Here is an 18,280-nt window from a genome sequence, read left to right as displayed (position 1 = left end):
CGGGCCGGTGACAGGCGTCGACGAATTTGCCGTCGGCCGACCAAGTACGGAAGCATCGCTTCGCGACCTACCGATTGGACGTTTCATGGCCGCGTTGCCTGGTGATGGCAACCCAACTGACATAGCCGGCTCAGATCCTCTAGCTGGCGAAGACGCCGGCTATCGCAAGGGGCTCAAGCCCCGGCAGATACAGATGATCGGCATCGGCGGCGCGATCGGCTCCGGGCTCTTTCTGGGCGCGGGGGGCCGGCTGGCCAAGGCGGGACCCGGGATGTTTCTGGTCTACGCCGTGTGCGGCGTGTTCGTGTTTCTGATTCTGCGAGCGCTGGGCGAGTTGGTCTTGCATCGCCCGTCGTCGGGCTCGTTCGTGTCGTACTCGCGGGAGTTCTTCGGCGAGAAGGCCGCCTACGCGATCGGCTGGATGTACTTCCTGGGCTGGTCGATGACGGCCATCGTCGACACCACCGCGATCGCCACCTACCTGCGACGGTGGACGGCCTTCGAATCGATTCCCCAGTGGGTGTTGGCATTGCTTGCGCTCATCGTCGTGCTGTCGATGAACCTGATCTCGGTGGAGTGGTTCGGTGAGCTGGAATTCTGGGCGGCGCTGGTAAAGGTTCTGGCGCTGGTCGCATTCCTGGTGGCCGGGATCGTCTTCCTGGCGGGGCGGTATCGCATCGACGGTCACAGCACCGGGCTGAGTCTGTGGACCGACCACGGCGGACTGTTTCCCTCCGGCGTTCTGCCGGTCCTGTTGACCACCTCAGGAGTGGTATTCGCCTATGCCGCAATCGAATTGGTGGGCACTGCCGCCGGCGAGACCGCCGAGCCGGAGAAGGTGATGCCCCGCGCGATCAATTCGGTGATCGCGCGCATCGCGATCTTTTACGTCGGGTCGGTCGCGCTGCTGGCGTTGCTGCTGCCCTACACGTCCTACAAGGCCACTGAAAGTCCTTTCGTCACTTTCTTTTCCAAGATCGGCTTCCACGGTGCCGGGGACCTGATGAACATCGTGGTGCTCACCGCAGCACTGTCGAGCCTGAATGCGGGGCTGTATTCCACCGGCCGGATCATGCACTCGATGGCGTCCAGCGGCAGCGGACCCCGGTTCGCGACCCGGATGTCCAAGAACGGGGTGCCCTTCGTCGGCATCGCGATGGCGGCCGCCATCTGCCTGCTCGGCATCGCCCTGAATGTCGTCAACCCGGGCGAAGCCTTCGAGATCGTGCTCAACATCGTTGCGCCGGGCATCATCGCGTGCTGGGCGACCATCGTGCTGTGCCAGCTGCGCTTCTACCGGCTGGCCAAGGCCGGGCTGATCGAACGGCCGCGGTTCCGGATGCCGTGGGCGCCGTATTCGGGGTACCTCACCCTGGCGTTCCTGGCCGGCGTCCTGGTCATGATGGCGTTCGACAAAGAGACCGGCACCTGGACCATCGCGACGGTGGTGTTCGTCGTCCCGGCGCTGAGCGCGGGATGGTTCCTGGTGCGTAATCGGGTGGCTGCCGTCGCGTCGCAGCACGAGGCCAAGACCGGCTAGGACGTCCCGAGGTCCCGGTTGTAGGCGCTGGTGGAGCGGCCCAGCGCGGCGACCTGGGCGTCCAGCTGGGGCAGCAGCTCGGCCGTGGATTTGTGCAGCGGCATCTCGCCGACCGGGCTGGACAGCACCGGCTTAACCCAACCGAACAGCGCCACCCAACGCGGGCAGTAGACGCGGGTGCGCCGGCGCGCGATGCCCTTGACGAAAGCGGCCGCGCACTTGTCGACAGTGGTCGTCTTGTTCAGCGGCCACGGGAAGCTGGCCAGCAACTGGTCGAACGCCGGCAGGTCGTTCTGCGTGTCGCGGACCAGCGCCGTGTTGATCCACGACATGTGCGCCGAGCCGACGGTGACGCCCAGGTGGGCCACCTCTAGTCGCAGCGCGTTGGCCAGCAGCTCGACGCCGGCCTTGGAGGCGTTGTAGGGCGCCAGGCCGGGGCAGGCGGTGTAGGCGGCCAACGACGAGACGATGAGCGCGTAGCCCCGGCGCTCGATCAGCGCGGGCAGCGTGGCGCGCACGGTGTGGAAGACGCCGAGCACGTTGATGTCGAGCACCCGTTTGAAGGCGTCGGGATCCACTTGCAGCACCGAGCCGTAACTGGCGATGCCGGCGTTGGCCACCACCACGTCGATGCCGCCGAAGCGCTCGACGGCGCTTGCGGCGGCGGCCTCCATCGCCGACAGGTCGCGCACATCGGCGACGGCCGTCAGCACCCTTTCCTCGCCGAGCTCGGCGGCGAGCGCCTTGAGGTCCGCCTCGTTGAGATCGGTCAGCACGAGCTTGGCGCCCCGGGTGCTCAGCCGGCGAGCGGTCTCGGCCCCGATCCCCCGGGCACCGCCGGTGATGAAAACGACTTGGTCCTGCAGCGATGTCATGATCGCCAACGTACCTTGCGGGCATCTGAGCGCCGGGTCGTGCCACTCTTCGCCGGTTGAATCGGCAGGCGGACGGATTGTCCCTGGACGCCGGCGGTGTAACGCGAAATTAACAGTTCCGAAAACACCAGCATTCGCCGCGCTCTTCGCTCAATTCCGCGCGGTGGTCAAGTAGGTCGGCGGTTTCTCGTCTGACTCGCGGGTTGGAGTGACGTGCCGGTTTGAATGGCACCGAGTGAAGTTATTCGATACCACTACCCTAACTTGGCACTCGGGCTACTCTATTTTGCTCGCGCCGTCCCCGGAAGCAGTAAACGCGATCATAAGCTCCGGACATGACACGTAATCGCGCATGTCACGCGGCGACCCCAGATGGCGGTCGGCGGATCGGTCCCACCGTCAGCGACGTTGGTAGACGTTTGCGACGCGAGACCGTTAGTTACCAAAACAAAGTCCAATTCGATCATGTGGACTAACGCACCGGCGCGCAGCGAGATAGCCAATTCAGCCATTACGAGCCGGACACAAAAACACGCGTCATTGCGTGCACCGAAGCCGTCGCGAGCCACGGGGGCGCGACCAGGATCAACCGGCTTCGGTCTAGTCAATTGCACTTTTTAAAAGGGAGGGATAATGCACCGAAAATCGAATCCACCAGATTTGCCAATGTGGAAGTTTGTGTCGCATGCCAGCTTGGGTGATCTTGACACCTATCTCTGGCACCGCCAGGGCAGCAACCTGTTCTGCTGGCGTCCAGTCGGAAAGTCTTGGGGCGCAACGAAAAAGAAGGACGACGCCGATTGACGGACCTGATCGAATCCGCCCGTCAAAAGATCAATGACACAGCGGAATCGGATCCGTTTCAGCAGCCCAGATAAACCACGGTAGGAACTTCTGCTCGCCTCGATAAGGTGAGCTGGAGAACCGATGGGCATCAACCCGGACGTCGTTGAGGCACAGGGCTATTGTGCGCCGCACTCGAATTCGTCGACGAGAGCTCGCGGACGGCGACGACACGATCACAACGCCTAAGCGTTCAAACGGGCGAACTGACCTTGCCGGTACTGCTCCACGCACGTAGCCCGCCGAACCTTGCCACTTGTGGTGATCGGTATCGAACCGGGCGTCACCACAACCAGATCCGCGACGCCGACGCCGTGCGAGTTGGAGACAGCCGAGGTGACTTCGCGCTCAACGACGGCGAGCTTGTCCGCCCCGTCTTCGTGGGACGCTCCTTTGTTCTTGACTTCGACGATCACGACAAGCTTTTCGGTGCCCCCATGCGGAACCGCTATCGCTGCGCACCTACCCCGAGTGATCTCCTGGACCGTCGCTTCGATGTCGTCGGGTGAGTGGTTACGCCCGTAGACGATCAACAGATCCTTGATGCGGCCGATGATGAACAGCTCGCCTTCGAAGAAGAATCCCGAATCGCCGGTTCGCAGCCACGGCGCTTCGGGTGTGCCGGCCGACGGAGCGACAAGCCGATCGCCGAACGTGCGTTCGGTCTCTTGGGGCTTTTGCCAGTAGCCCATGGCGACGTTGTCACCGTGCACCCAGATCTCACCGACGCTTCCCTGCGGGCACTCGATCCTGGTGTCGGGGTCGACGACACGAATCATCGGTGACCGCGGTGCCCCGTAGCTGACCAGCGGTGTGCCGATTGGGCTTTCGCATTGCTCCGCGGTGCCGGTGGTCAGCTTCTCGGATTCGAAGTGGACGATTTTGGGCGGCTGCGCCGGTGTGCGGGTCAACGCGTACACCGTTGCCTCTGCGAGGCCATAGCCTGGCCGTATCGCGTTGTCGGGCAAATTGAAGCGTGCGAACCGGTCGGTGAAGCGCCGCATCGTCGCGGGATGCACCCGTTCGCTACCGCTGAGGATGACCAGCACGTCCCCCAGATCCAGTCCGGCCATGTCCTCGTCTGATGTCTTGCGTGCCGCCAATTCGAAGGCGAAGTTCGGCGCCGCCGACAGTGGGTGAGTTTCCTTGGCCAGCAATTGCATCCATCGGGCCGGTCGCTGCAGGAACGACACCGGGCTCGTCAGCACGGCGCGGATTCCGGCCAGAATCGGTGCGCACACTCCCAGTACCAAGCCCATATCGTGGTAGAACGGCAGCCACGACACGAGGGTTGTGTCTGGTGGAGCGACGCCTCCGTACTCCACACAAAAGTCGGACATGACCTGCCGGAAATTGGTCAGCAGGTTTCGGTGCGAGATCATGACCCCGGCCGGCTGGCGGGTCGACCCGGACGTGTACTGCAAATACGCCAGTTCTGGGTGATTCTCGTTCCCGGCGCCGGATCCTGTCCGGGCATCCAGGTCCAGCAGGTCAACTTCCACGACCGATGCAACGGGTGCGCCAGATTCCGACTCGACGTACCCGGCAACGGTTCCCGCGGCGGGGGACGTGGTGAGAACGACAGTCGGCGACGAGTCGCGCAGCACCGAACTGACGCGCTCGTCGCTGACGCCACCTAGCGGAACCGAAAGCGGAACCGCGATCTGTCCCGCCTGCAATGCGCCGAGAAACGCCACGATGTAATCAAGCCCTTGCGGGGCCATTATGACGGCGCGGTCACCCGTGGACCCGCAATGCTGGAGTTCCCGTGCGACGTTCACTGTTCGCCGATACAGCTGCGACCATGTCAAGCTTTCGGCAACCCCGTCCCAATCCTGCTCGTAATCAATAAAGGTGAACGCCGTGTCGTTGGGCTGCAAGCTGGCGCGTTCACATAGCAGATCCGAAATGGACGTCTCAACCATCATCACTCCATTCCGGTTCGGCCGGGGGTCCAAAAGGGTTTGGTGCGTACCTGGCGTCGGTCCCAGCCACGTTCGGTGATCAATATTTTGCGCAAGGTTTGTATGGTGCGGGCCTCGCCGGCGAGGTAGGCGATGCCGGGATGGTCGGGCAGTGGGAGGCCGCGCAGGGCGTCGGCGAGGACGGCAGAGTTCGCGGCTGAGGCATCACCGCGCTCGACCCGGGTCAAGGGTCGGGCCAGCCGAAGGTGGTCGGCGTCGGTCGCGGCCTCGATCACTCCGTAGACCTCGGCGGTTGAGGGCACGGATCGAAGCATCGCGGCGAACGCGACCGACGCGGTTTCTTCGCCGGCGAACACGTGGTAGGGCGCGTCGTGACGGATGACGAGATTGCCTTGTGGCCGGGTGATGTGGACGTGATCTCCGATGGAGGCGGCCGTCACCCAGCGCCCGGCGGATGTCGCGCCCTTCGGGTCACCGTCGTGGGCGAACATCACGATGTCGAGTGTGCCGAGGTCGGGATCGGCGTCGTAGATGGAATACGTCCGCAGCACGGGGTATGAGTGCAGCCTCGACCAGGATTCACGCAGACTCTCGACCTTGAGTCGCACCTGCTGGCCTGGCGTCCAGGCCAGCCCCTGCAGTCGCGGGCCACTGAACCGGATGCGGCGCATTCTTGGTGTCAGCCTTTCGATCTCGCTGACAGTTGCCGAGAGAAACACCGCGTCCCGCAGCGTGCTGAGGAGCGGTAAAGCACCGGTGAGTGTGGCCACGAAGAACTCCGGAGGTTTAGCGGTGGTCGAAGCTGGGTGCTGGTCTGCTCAGTAGTTGTTGCAGGTGTTGAAGACCCGCAAGACAAGTCCGAACTGCTGTTCATTCCCTGGCTGGCTCGCCAACATCTGGGCCATCCGCTGGCGTTGTCCGGGCGGCGACGCGAGGAACTGACGCAAGAAGGACACGCTCTCAGGCGAAGAGTTGAATGTTGCGGCGGCTTGGGGATCTGCCGCGTTCAGCGCCGATTCCACCTGGTCGAAGTTGCAGGTTGTATTGACGAACGGGCTCAGATCCCGATCGGCGGACGCGAGCCCGGCACCGGCGGTCAACGACCCGGCGGTCAAAGCCAAAGCCAGGCCGCAGGCCCCGGCAGCAATTTTAGTCAGCGATAGTTTGGTCATTTTTTGATTCCTCCTGGATGGGTGTGAACTCGAGGTGTAATTCCTTGAGGCGCCTGAACAGCAGGGTGCTGTCCCATTTGAGCCGACGAGCGCCCGCCGGGCCGTGCTTGGCGTCGGAAAGCCGAATGTTGGCCATCCGGTTGAGGATTCGTTCCAAGCTCACCCGCACTTCGGCGCGTGCGATCGGGGCGCCCGGACAAGTGTGAATACCGCGGCCGAATGCCATGTGATGCAATATGTTTGGGCGGCCGAGGCGGAATTCGTTGGGCTCGTCGAACCGTCGTGGATCGCGGTTTGCCGCACCGTTCATCACCAGTATGCTCGTGCCCGCTTGCACATCGAGGTCGCCGATCTTGGTGTTGCGACGCGCCATGCGGAAATTCGACTTGATCGGGCTTTCGATGCGCAGCATCTCCTCGATGAAGGCCGGGATCTTTGAATTGTCCTCGCGCAGCTGCTCTTGCAAGTCCGGTCGCTCCGCCAGCGTCAGCATCGAAAGACTCAGCAGGTCGATCGTCGTGCCGTGACCGGCGGCGAACATGAACGTGGCAACGCGGGCAACGTCAATCGCCTCGGGCGTCGTGCCGTCGGGAAACTTTGCCAGCGCAAGCTCGGTGAGGACGTCGTCGCGCGGATTGCGCCGCCGTTCCTCGACGTACTCGACGAACCACTCCTCTTTCACGCCAACGAAACCACTGCGGTCGCCTTCGAGCCTGCTAGCTATCGCAGCGCGGCGAAACCGCTCACGATCGGCCTCGGGTACGTCGAGCAGGTCGGTGATCGCGTCGAGCGTGAACGGGAAATTGTAGTCGACGACGATCTCGCACTTGCCATTCGCGATGAAGCGGTTGATCTGCTCGTCGGCAAGGCGCCACAGGAAGTCCTCGTTGTTCTTGAGCTGCTTCGGCGTGAACAACCGGCTCAACAGCGAGCGGTGGGCGGTGTGCATCGGAGGATCGAACGTGATGAAGTAGTCGCCGAACGTAACCTTCTTGCGGTACCGCTCAATCACATCCGAGATGTCATCGCTGCCGGTTTTGGTCGGAATCCCCGACCATGGTCCGCTGACTATATTGCATACCGACAAGGCCTGGTCGGTGTCGCGTTGTACCGCGAGGGCCTCGTCGTACCCCGACACCATCACCACGCCGTGCGCCGGCTCGCGCCATACCGGGCAACGCCGGATCGCGTCGTAGTAGTCGTAGGGGTCATCGACGAGCGACTTCTCTGTGAAGAAGTCGCGGTTCTCGGGTCCACTCACCTCGCCCGGCGCGGCGCCGCTGCTCCGTCCGGAAGCGGACTTTCCCGTCGTCATGTAGTCAGATGTCATGATTGAAACCCTTTCAGCCTCAAGCGGCGTCGGCGGGAGCCAGCTTTCCGAACAGCAGTTCCGCCAAACCACGAATGGTGCCAATGGTGGCGATGTCGGCGGGCGTCACGCGGATGCCCGTTTCGGTCTGGATGCGAGTGAGTAGTTCGAGGCCACCCAGCGAGTCGAGGCCGTACTCGGAGAGCGGACGATCGGGATCGATGTTGCGACGCAGGATCAGGCTGACCTGGTCGGAGATCAGGCGCCGCAGCCGGGTAGGCCACTCCTCCAGCGCCATCTCATCGAGCTCGGCACGTAGTTTGCTTGTGCCCGTTGAGCTTTGCCCATTGGAGCGGAACGCTTCGGCGAAGGGACTGCGCTGGGCGAAAGCGGTCAACCACGGTGCGCCCGTTATTGGCGCATACCCGGTGCAGGCGCGGTCGTGGCGCAGCAGCTCTTCGAACGCATACGCGGCTTCGTCGGGAGCTATGGCAACGTCGGCGCCTTCGGCCAGGGCGGTGCCGCGTCCTATCTGCGCCCAGGCACCCCATGCGATCGCGGTGGCCGACAGACCCCGAGCCCGGCGCCAGCGGGTGAAGGCGTCCAGCCAGCTGTTGGCCGCTGCGTAGGCACCCTGCCCGGGCGACCCCACCAGCGCGGCGGCCGAGGAGAACGAGCAGAACCAGTCCAACGGCTGCTCGGCGGCGGCTTCTTGAAGGGCCTCGTGCAGATTCCATGCACCGTAAACCTTTGGCGCCCAGTCATGCTCGATGAGCTCGTCGGTGATATTGGTCAGTGTGGCATCCTCGATCACCGCCGCCAGATGCAGCACACCGCGCACCGGAAGCCCGGTGGCGGTCGCTGTGGCCACCAACCGCTGAGCCGTACCGGGCTCGGCTATGTTGCCGCACTCCACCACGACGTCGGCACCGATCTCGCGGATGCGCTCGATCATCTCCAGCGCCTGGGGAGTTGGTTGCGAGCGCGAGGACAACACGATGCGCCCGCAGCCGGCCCCCGAACCAGGAGAAGCCATCTTCTCGGCCAAGAACAGCCCCAGGCCTCCCAGCCCGCCGGTGATGATGTAAGCGCCGTCGCCGCGGAAGACCCCGACCTGCGCCGGCGGCACCATCACGCGACTGCGGCCCGCGTGCGGGACATCGAGCACGAGCTTGCCGGTGTGCTGGGCGCCGCTCATCACCCGAATCGCGGTGGCGGCGTCGGCAAGCGGGTAGTGCGTGCTTTCCGGCATCGGCAACGAGCCGTCCGCGGTGAGCCGGTAGACCGTGTTCAGCACGTCTCGCAGCCTGTCCGGGTGGCTGAATGACATCAACGCCAGGTCGAGGGCGTAGAACGTCAGGTTGCGCCGGAACGGGAAGAGCCCTAATCGGGTGTCGCCGTAGATGTCGCGTTTGCCGATCTCGACGAATCGTCCACCGAACGCCAGCAATTCGACCCCCGCGCGCTGGGCGGCGCCGATGACCGAGTTGAGCACGATGTCCACGCCATAGCCGTCGGTGTCCCGGCGTATCAGGTCGGCGAACTCCACGCTTCGCGAGTCGTAAACGTGCTCGATACCCATGTCGCGCAGCAATTGTCGACGCTGCTCGCTGCCGGCGGTGGCGAAGATCTCGGCTCCCGCGGCCCGGGCGATCGCGATTGCCGCCTGTCCGACCCCACCGGTCGCGGAGTGGATCAGCACCCGGTCACCGGCCCCGATGCGGGCCAGCTCATGCAGGCCGTAATAGGCGGTGGCGTGCGCGGTCGTCACCGCCGCCGCCTGGTCGACGGCCAGGCCGGCCGGCAGCGTGACAGCCAGGCGCGCGTCGCAGGTGAGGAAGGTACCCCAACAACCGTTGGCGCTCAGCCCCCCGACATGGTCACCCACCTTGTGGTCGGTCACGTCTGGCCCGACTGCGGTCACCACGCCGGCGAAGTCGGTGCCCAGCTGCGGCAGCCGCCCCTCGAAAGCGGGGTAACGGCCGAACGCGACGAGCACGTCCGCGAAGTTGATGCTGGACGCGCTGACCGCGACCTCGATCTCTCCCGGACCCGGTGGAACGCGGTCGCAGGCAACGAGTTCGAGGGATTCCAGATCACCGGGCGTACGGATCTGCAGACGCATTCCGTCGCATTCGTGGTCGGCGACTGCCGTTTGCCGCTCCTCGGGGAGCAGTGGAGCAGGGCATAACCGCGCGTTGTACCACGCGCCATTTCGCCAGGCGGTCTCGTCCTCCTCCGACCCGGCGAGCAGTTGGTGTGCCAGCTGTTCGGCGTCGATGGAATCGTCCACATCGATCTGGCTGGCGCCCAGATGCGGGTGTTCCATGCCGATTACCCGGACCAGGCCCCGCAGCCCGGCCTGCTCGAGGTTGGGCACGTCGTTGGACACCACGCTTTGGGCGTTGCGGGTCACGACATACAAGCGCGGCGATTCGCCGGGAAGGTCCGGCAACTCGCGGGCAATGCGCACCAGAAGTTGCACATAGTCCCGGCCCAGAAGCGCACAGTGCTCGTCGGCGTCACCGTTTTTCGGTCCGGTGAGGATCACCACCCCGGTGAATCCACCGCCGCGCAAATGATTTCGAAGCTGTTCCACGTTGGAGACGTGGTCGGCCTGCCGCGGCCAGGACATCGTGGTGCAGTGCACCCCAAGGTTTTTCAGGGCGTCGACCAAGGTGCTGGCCATCACATCCGCGGTCGTGGTAGTGCCGATCAGCAGCCAGCTTCCGGCGTCGGTGTGGTCCGGCTCAGGCAATTCTCGTTGCCGCCATTCGATCGTCAGCAGCCGCTCGGCCATCACACGATCTTTATTGCCGCTCTGGGATGCGCTGGTGCCGACTCGCAGCCCCTGCACGGTCAGCAGGACTGCCCCGTGCTCGTCGAGCACGTCGAGGTCGGCCTCGACCCCGGAGGTGTCGGCTTTGATCACCCGCGTGTAGCAGTAGTGGGCGTTGCGGGCAGCGCTGTAGGAGCGGAGTCGGCGGATGCCCAGCACCAGCCCCAGCGCACCCTCGCCCAGGGCCTGGACGTCCGGATGAGCTTCAACGGACTGGAAGCAGGCGTCCAGCAGTGCGGGGTGCACACCGTAAGCGGCTTGTTGCGAGCGGATTTGGCGCGGTAGCGCCACCTCGGCCAGGACGGCGCCGGTCGCCTCACCGGTGTGGACATCGCCCAGACCGGCGAACGCGGGACCATACTGAACGCCACGTTGGTCCATGCGCTTGCGCACCTCGTCGCCGTCATCGCAACTCGCATGCGCGGCGAGTAGCGCGGACACGTCGTACGCGGGTGGCGGCTCATCCTCTGCGGCACGCAGGACCGCGGCAGCATGCCGCGTCTGTTCGCCGCCCTGATTCGACTCCACGGCGAAGTCGACGACGCCCGGCGATGACAACGACGCCGAGGCGCCGATCGTGGTCTGCTCATCCAGCAGGAGCGCCTGTTCGAAGCGGATGTCGCGAACCTCAGCCGTCTCGCCGAGCACAGTACGCGCGGCTGCTAACGCCATCTCGCAGTAAGCGGCTCCGGGAAGCACAACCACATTGCGGATCTGGTGGTCGGCGAGCCAGGGCTGGGCGGCGGTGCCGACGTCCGCCTGCCACAAGTGGCGCTCGGGTTCCTCCTGCAAGTGCACGTGCGAGCCCAGCAGCGGATGCACCGAAACGGTGCAACCGCCATGTGTTGGGGATTCCTGACCGTCGCCGCTCAACCACAGCCGACGGTGCGTCCAGGTCGGCAACGGCGCGTCCACCAGGCGTCCACTCGGGTAGAGCATGGAGAAATCGACCGAGGCGCCCGCACTGTGTAGGTCCGCCACAAACCCACGCAACCCGTGGGGAAGCGCTTGTTCACGGCGCATACCGGCCAGCGCGGCCATCGGCATCTCGCGGCTGCGGGCGGTCTGCTCGAGAGCGCGGATGAGTAGCGGGTGTGGCGCCAGCTCGGCAAAGACCCGGTAGCCGTCCTCCAAGGCGGCCTGCACGGCCGTGGCGAACCGCACCATGCGGCGCATGTTGTTCGCCCAGTAGCGGGCGTCGCACACTGGCTGCTCGCGCGGGTCGAACAGGGTCGCCGAGTAGAAGGGGACTTCCGGTGTCATCGGGCTGATCTCTGCGAGTGCCTCGGTCAGCTCGTCCATGATCGGATCGACTTGAGGCGAATGGAAGGCGACATCGGTGGGGACCTCGCGGGCCATCACATCACGCTGCTCCCAGGCCGCGACCAGGTCGCGAACCGTTTGCGCGGCGCCGGCAATCACGGTGGACTGCGGCGAGGCCACCACCGCCACCACGACGTCGTTGATGCCGCGCGCCGTCAACTCCGAAAGCACTTGCTGCGCAGGCAATTCCACCGATGCCGTGGCACCGGTACCGGCGACGCGGAACATCAGCCGCGAGCGGCGGCAGATAACACGCAGCCCGTCTTCCAGCGACAGTGCGCCCGCGACGACAGCTGCGGCGGCCTCGCCGAGGGAGTGCCCGATGACCGCGCCAGGGCGGACGCCGTGGGATCTCATGGTGGCCGCCAGCGCGACCTGCATGGTGAACAGTGTCGGCTGGATCCGGTCTTGACCGGTCACGATCCGCGGCGCCGATATCGCCTCGGTCACTGAAAATCCGGACTCGTGGGCGATCACCGGCTCGGCCTGCGCGACGGTGGCGGCAAACACCGGTTCGGTCGCCAACAGGTCTGCGCCCATCGCAGCCCATTGCGAACCCTGCCCGGAGAACACCCACACCGGTCCACGGTCGTCCTGTCCGACCGCGGCCGGATACGGGGTGTCGCCGTCGGCAACCTCGCGTAAAGCCTCTGCGAGCTCGGGCCGGTCGCCGGCGATGACGGCGGTGCGTACCGGGCGGTGCGCGCGCCGCCGCGCCAGGGTATAGGCCAGATCAGGCAGCGCCAGATCGTCATGTGCTCGCACCCAGTCGGCCAGCCGGCCGGCGGTGCGGCGCAGTTCGTCGGCCGAGGTGGACGACAGCGGGAACAACAGTGGCGCCGTCGTCGACGATTCGGCTGAGATATGTTCGGGCACAACGGTTTCAGAAGTTTGTTCGGGTGCTTGTTCCACGATGGCGTGCACGTTGGTTCCCGACAGCCCGTACGACGAGACCGCCGCCCGCCGGGGGTGGTGCCCGTTGGTGACCCACGGTGTAGTCTCTTGCGGCACAAAGAGTTTCGTATCGATCTTGGCAAGGTCATCGGGTAGCCGGGTAAAATGCAGATTCCGGGGAACCACGCCGTGCTGCAGCGCGAGGATCGCCTTCATCATCCCCAGCGCGCCGGAGGCCGCCTGCGCATGGCCGAAGTTGGTCTTCACCGATGCCAGCGCGCACGGGCCGTCGATGCCGTAGACGTTGGCCAGGCTGGCGTATTCGATCGGGTCACCCACCGGGGTGCCGGGCCCGTGGGCCTCGACCATGCCGACCGTGCGGGCGTCCACATGTGCGGCGGCCAACGCCGCCTGATACACCGCGGTCTGCGCGGTCTTCGACGGTGTCGCGATGTTGACGGTATGGCCGTCCTGGTTGGCCGCCGTCCCGCGCACCACAGCCAGAATCCGATCACCATCTCGTAGCGCGTCGGACAGCCGCTTGAGTAGCAGCATGACGCTGCCCTCGCCGCCCACGAAACCGTCGGCCGCGACGTCGAAGGCGTGGCAGCGTCCGGTCGGCGACAGCATGCCCTCGGCGGACCCCGCGGAGAATTTCCGCGGGTCCAACGCCAGCGTGACGCCGCCGGCCAGGGCAAGGTCGCTCTCGCCCTCGTGCAGGCTGCGGCAGGCCAGGTGTATCGCGGTCAGACCGGAAGAGCATGCGGTGTCCACGGTCAATGCGGGACCGTGGATCCCCAGGGCATAGGCGATGCGTCCGGACGCCAGGCTGAAGTTGCTGCCGGAAAATCCGTACGCGCCCTCCACGGAGTGCGCATCGGCGGCCAGCAGTTGGTAGTCGCCATGCGTCAATCCCATGAACACACCGGTCAGCGAGTCGGCGATTCGTTCCCGCGTGAGACCGGCGTGTTCCATGGCCTCCCATGAGGTCTCCAAAAGCAACCGGTGTTGCGGATCCATCGCGGTCGCTTCCCGCTCGTTGATTCCGAAGAACTCTGGATCGAAGCCGGCGACGTCGTCGATGAAGGCGCCCCATCGGGATACCGATCGACCCGGCACACCGGGCTCGGGGTCGTAGTATTCGTCGGCGTCCCAGCGGTCGGGCGGAATTTCGGTGACCAGGTCGTCGCCGCGCAATAACGCCTCCCACAACTGCTCCGGGGAGTCGATGCCTCCGGGTAGCCGGCAGGCCATCCCGATCACGGCAACAGGAGTGACAGGTGTGGTACCGATCGGGAGCCGAGGATCGGTCGAAGGCGGGCGCTGCATGACGTCGTCGATCTGGTCTGTGGTCACTTCGCCTCCTCGGAGCAACGACTAACTAGCGTGTCCGTTGCGCGCATTCAGGTTCCAAAAGGGCTTTGAGTTGTCGGCCATAGAGGTTGAGCGATTCGCTGCTCATCATTTCTTCATGCACACAGTCGATCGGGTAGCTGTTGATGTCGCCAGTGACATAAGGTCGCCAACGTTGCAGTAGAGGCGAACTGTTCTCATCCCGCACAGCGTTGAATATGTCTATATCGCCATCGAAGACACCGGGTTCGTGTGCTCGATACAACTCTCCGTTCCTGTTGATGTTTTGAACACCCAAGTCCAGAAGCTGCTTGTACCGGGGGAATTCGGCAATTCCGCGTTCGCGGAGTAGTTCTTCTACCCGCTGACAGGTAAGCGGCTCATCCTGTTCCGGAACATCGATACGGCATAACCGCAAGACGTCTTCTAGCACGTCCTCCTCGCCTACGTTCGTCGGCGTGCCGCTGCCGTCGATACTGGGTTGAGCATCGAGAAGGACAAGGCGCGCGATTGCGTATCCGCGTCGCTGAAGCTCGATGGCGATTTCATGGGCCACGGCACCTCCGAACGACCAACCGAGAAGGCTATAGGGCCCGGTGGGACAAATCCGTTGAATCCTGTCGGCATAGTTCTTCGCCATATCGCGAATTGACGGGGGTTCGGCCTCGCCATTCTGCGGGGTTTGTTGAATTCCAATGATCGGGCAGTCCAGGTAATTACCCAGAGCCTGATAGGGCCAACTCACCCCACCCGCGGGATGGATGCAGAACAGCGGAATACCGGTGCCCTGCTTGAGGAACTCAACAGGGACCACTTCCACGTCGCTGCCGTCCTGGCCCAGCTGCTGACTCAAGCTCCTCACAGACGGCGCCTGGAATAACGTGCGCACCGCAAGGTTTGTGTCGAGGCTGCTGTTGATCGCGGCGATCAGGCGCATCGCCAACAGGGAATCCCCACCCAAGTCGAAGAAGGAGTCGTCGACTCCGACCCGCTCGAGCCCGAGCACCTGGGCGTAGATGCCGGCCAGGATCTCCTCGGTGAGGGTGGCCGGGGCGCGGTAGCCATCGGCCTTGGCGTATCCGGGTGCCGGCAGGGCGCGGGCATCGAGTTTGCCGTTGGGGGTCAACGGCAACGTGTCTAGCGCCACGACTGCCGCCGGCACCATGTACGCCGGTAGCCGGTCGGCGAGTGCGGAGCGGACCTCGGCCGGATCGGCGGTGCCGGTGACATAGCCGATCAGGCGTTTGTCGCCGGGGCGGTCCTCGCGAGCGATCACTACCGCCTGGTCCACCCCGTCGAGGGCGGCCAGCGCCGCGCGGATCTCACCGAGTTCGATGCGATACCCGCGGACCTTGACCTGCTCGTCGGCGCGCCCGAGATACCGCAGCTGCCCATCGGCACCCCAAAACACCAGATCCCCCGTGCGATACATGCGTTGTCCGGTCTCCCCGAACGGGCAGGCCACAAACCGCGACGCGGTCAAACCCGCCCGCCGCCAGTACCCGCCTGCCACACCGGCCCCGGCTACATACAACTCACCGACCACACCGGCGGGCACTGGTCGTAACCAGCTATCCAGCACAAACAACGCCGCTCCCGGTACCGGCGACCCGATCGGCACCACACCCGGCTCGGCCGCCAGCGGCGCACTGATCGCCGCATACACGGTGGCCTCGGTCGGGCCGTAGGCATTGAGCATCACTCGGCCCGGCGCCCAGCGATCCACCAGCTGGGGCGGGCAGGCCTCGCCGGCCACCACCAAGGCGACCGACTCCAAACCCTCCGGCGACAACATCCCTGCCGCGGACGGGGTCTGACTCAACACACTGACTTCTTCGGCAACCAGCAAAGCGTGGAAGTCTTCCGGCGAGCGCGCCACCGACTCGGGCACCACCACCAGCCGGCCGCCGTGCAACAGCGCGCCGAAGATCTCCCACACCGAGACATCGAAGCTATGGGAGTGCCACTGCGACCACACCTGCCCCGGTCCCGGCGGAAGGTCTGCGTGCAGGGTCACCACCAGCTGGCTGATGTTGCGGTGGGCGACTGCCACCCCCTTGGGCACACCGGTGGTGCCCGAGGTGTAGATCAGGTAGGCGATATCGTCGGGATCCGGCACCGGTGCCGGCAATGCCGTGCACGGATGCGTGTGGATGCGCGGGTCGTCGACGTCGATGACCAGCACCTCGTGCCGGTCCAGCCGCCTGGCCAACGCGGAAGTGGTGAGCGCGGCGATCGGCGCGGAATCGGCAACCATGAACCCGATCCGGGCCGCTGGGAGCGCGGGGTCGATCGGCACATACGCCGCCCCGGTCTTGAGCACCGCCAACATCGCCACGATCGCCTCGGCGGACCGCGAAAACAGCAGCGCCACATACTGTCCCGGGCCGGCTCCCTGGCCGGCCAGCAGATGCCCCAACCGGTTCGACGCCTCATCGAGCTCGCGGTAGGTCATCGAGCGGGCTTCGAAGGTCACCGCCACCGCATCCGGTGTCCGGGCCACCTGCTCGGCGAACAGCGCTGGGATCGACACCGGCGCGCTGGCCGGCGCTGCCAACACCGCCCGGTTGCCGACCTCATCCAGCCGGGCATGCTCAGCCGCATCCAGCAGATCCACCGACGACAGTCGCTGGGTGGGATCGGCGGTGACCGCCATCAGCAGCCGCTGCAACCGCGCGATCAGTGCCTCGATGCTGGCCGCGTCGAACACATCGGTGCGAAACTCCACGGCCCCGCCGATCCCGGCGGGCTCGCCGCCCTGGTTCCAGCGTTCGCCCAAGGTGAATGTCAGGTCCATGCGGGCGGTGTGGGTGTCCGCCGGCAGCGGCGTGACCTGCAGATCACCTAAGGCCGACCCGGCGGCGTCGTTCTCCGCCCGGAAGAAGTTCTGCCAGGCCACCGACACCTGTACCAGCGGGTGATGGGCCAACGATCGGGTCGGGTTCAGCCGCTCCACCAGCACCTCGAAAGGCACATCCTGGTGCTCGAAGGCGGCCAGACTGCGCGCTCGCACCTGAGCCAGCAGCTCAGCGACCGTGGGATCGTCGGCCAGCTCCACCCGCAATACCAGGGTGTTGATGAAAACCCCCACCACCTCATCCAGCACGGGGTCACGGCGCCCGGCGATCGGGAACCCCACCGCCACATCGCTGCTGGCGCTGAGCTTGGCCAGCAATACCGCCAGCGCGGCCTGGATCACCATGAAGCTGGTCGCGTTGTGCTCGCGAGCCACCCGCGCGACCCGCTGCTGCAGCTCGGCCGGCCACTCCACGGCCACACTGGCGCCGCGGTAATCGGCCACCGGCGGGTACGGCCGGTCGGTGGGCAGCGCCAGCCGCTCGGGCAGCCCGGCCAGCTCCTGCTCCCAGTAGGCGAGCTGCGCGGCGATGCGGCTGTCGGCATCGGCCAGATCGCCCAGGTGCGCGCGCTGCCACAGCGTGTAATCCACGTACTGCACCGCCAATGGCGCCCAACCCGGGGCCTGCCCCGCACACCGGCTGGCATAGGCCACCCCCAGATCAGCCACCAGGCGGGTGATCGACCAGCCGTCGGCGGCGATGTGGTGCACGGCGGCCACCAGCACATGCTCGTCCTCGCCGACGCGGAAAAGTGTTGCCCGCAACGGGATCTCGGTCGCCAAATCAAACGAGTGATGCACCACCGCACCGATGGCCTCGGCCAGCCGGCTTTCCGGCCAGCCGGTGGCATCCACAACCTGCCAACCGAGTTCGACACCCTCGACAGGCATAACGATCTGCTGGGGTATGCCGTCAGGCGCCGCGAACAGGGTCCGCAGGCTCTCCTGGCGGGCCACCACATCGGCCAGCGCCGCCCCCAACGCCTCGGCATCGAGGCGCCCGCTCAGCCGCAGCGCCGCCGGGATGTTGTAGATCGGCGAGGGCCCCTGCAACTGGTCCAGGAACCACAACCGCTGCTGGGCGAACGACAACGGCACCACCGCCGGCCGCTCCACGGCCACCAACGGCTCCAGCCCAGCCCCGTCTTCTCCGATACGCGGTGCCAGCCTGGCCACCGTGGGCGCATCGAATAAGGTGCGCACCGCAAGGTGAGCGTTCAGGGTGCTGTTGATCGCGGCGATCACCCGCATTGCGGATAGTGAGTCTCCGCCCAGGTCGAAGAAGGAGTCGTCGACTCCGACTCGCTCGAGGCCGAGTATTTGGGCGTAGATGCCGGCCAGGGTCTCTTC

The 18,280-nt window shown here is 65.3% G+C and carries 8 protein-coding genes; 1 reads left to right on the top strand and 7 read right to left on the bottom strand.

The window, feature by feature from the left end; translation table 11 throughout:
• The first annotated feature begins 85 nt into the window (after positions 1–85).
• Positions 86–1,540, top strand: coding sequence for an amino acid permease (locus A5732_RS08795; protein WP_065055525.1), 1,455 nt, complete (start codon positions 86–88; stop codon positions 1,538–1,540).
• Here the strand turns inward: A5732_RS08795 and A5732_RS08790 are convergent.
• The 7 genes from A5732_RS08790 to A5732_RS08760 form a co-directional block, all read right to left on the bottom strand.
• Entirely contained in the window at positions 1,537–2,415 is an 879-nt protein-coding gene (locus tag A5732_RS08790) for an SDR family oxidoreductase (protein WP_076051360.1), read from the bottom strand. The two genes, A5732_RS08795 and A5732_RS08790, sit on opposite strands and share 4 nt — an antisense overlap.
• A gap of 1,028 nt (positions 2,416–3,443) precedes the next feature.
• Complete coding sequence (locus A5732_RS08785) at positions 3,444–5,183, bottom strand: AMP-binding protein (protein WP_076051377.1); 1,740 nt, start codon at positions 5,181–5,183, stop codon at positions 3,444–3,446.
• A gap of 2 nt (positions 5,184–5,185) precedes the next feature.
• Complete coding sequence (locus A5732_RS08780) at positions 5,186–5,953, bottom strand: siderophore-interacting protein (RefSeq protein ID WP_076051359.1); 768 nt, start codon at positions 5,951–5,953, stop codon at positions 5,186–5,188.
• A gap of 48 nt (positions 5,954–6,001) precedes the next feature.
• Positions 6,002–6,355, bottom strand: a complete 354-nt coding sequence (locus A5732_RS08775; RefSeq protein WP_076101977.1) for a hemophore-related protein — start codon at positions 6,353–6,355, stop codon at positions 6,002–6,004.
• Positions 6,333–7,616, bottom strand: coding sequence for a cytochrome P450 (locus A5732_RS08770; protein WP_171974987.1), 1,284 nt, complete (start codon positions 7,614–7,616; stop codon positions 6,333–6,335). Before A5732_RS08770 ends, A5732_RS08775 begins: the two co-directional genes overlap by 23 nt.
• An 88-nt stretch (positions 7,617–7,704) precedes the next feature.
• Positions 7,705–14,076, bottom strand: coding sequence for a sulfolipid-1 biosynthesis phthioceranic/hydroxyphthioceranic acid synthase (gene pks2 / locus A5732_RS08765; protein WP_076101975.1), 6,372 nt, complete (start codon positions 14,074–14,076; stop codon positions 7,705–7,707).
• A 25-nt stretch (positions 14,077–14,101) separates the two neighbouring features.
• Positions 14,102–18,280, bottom strand: a 4,179-nt coding sequence (locus A5732_RS08760) for a non-ribosomal peptide synthetase (RefSeq protein ID WP_142256578.1), incomplete at its 5' end; no start/stop codon positions are given.

Origin of the sequence: Mycobacterium colombiense (assembly GCF_001953985.1) — a bacterium.
GTDB classification, from domain to species: Bacteria; Actinomycetota; Actinomycetes; order Mycobacteriales; family Mycobacteriaceae; genus Mycobacterium; species Mycobacterium colombiense_B.
Note: the sequence above shows the minus strand (reverse complement) of the source record. Positions and strands in the feature narration are given on the sequence as shown.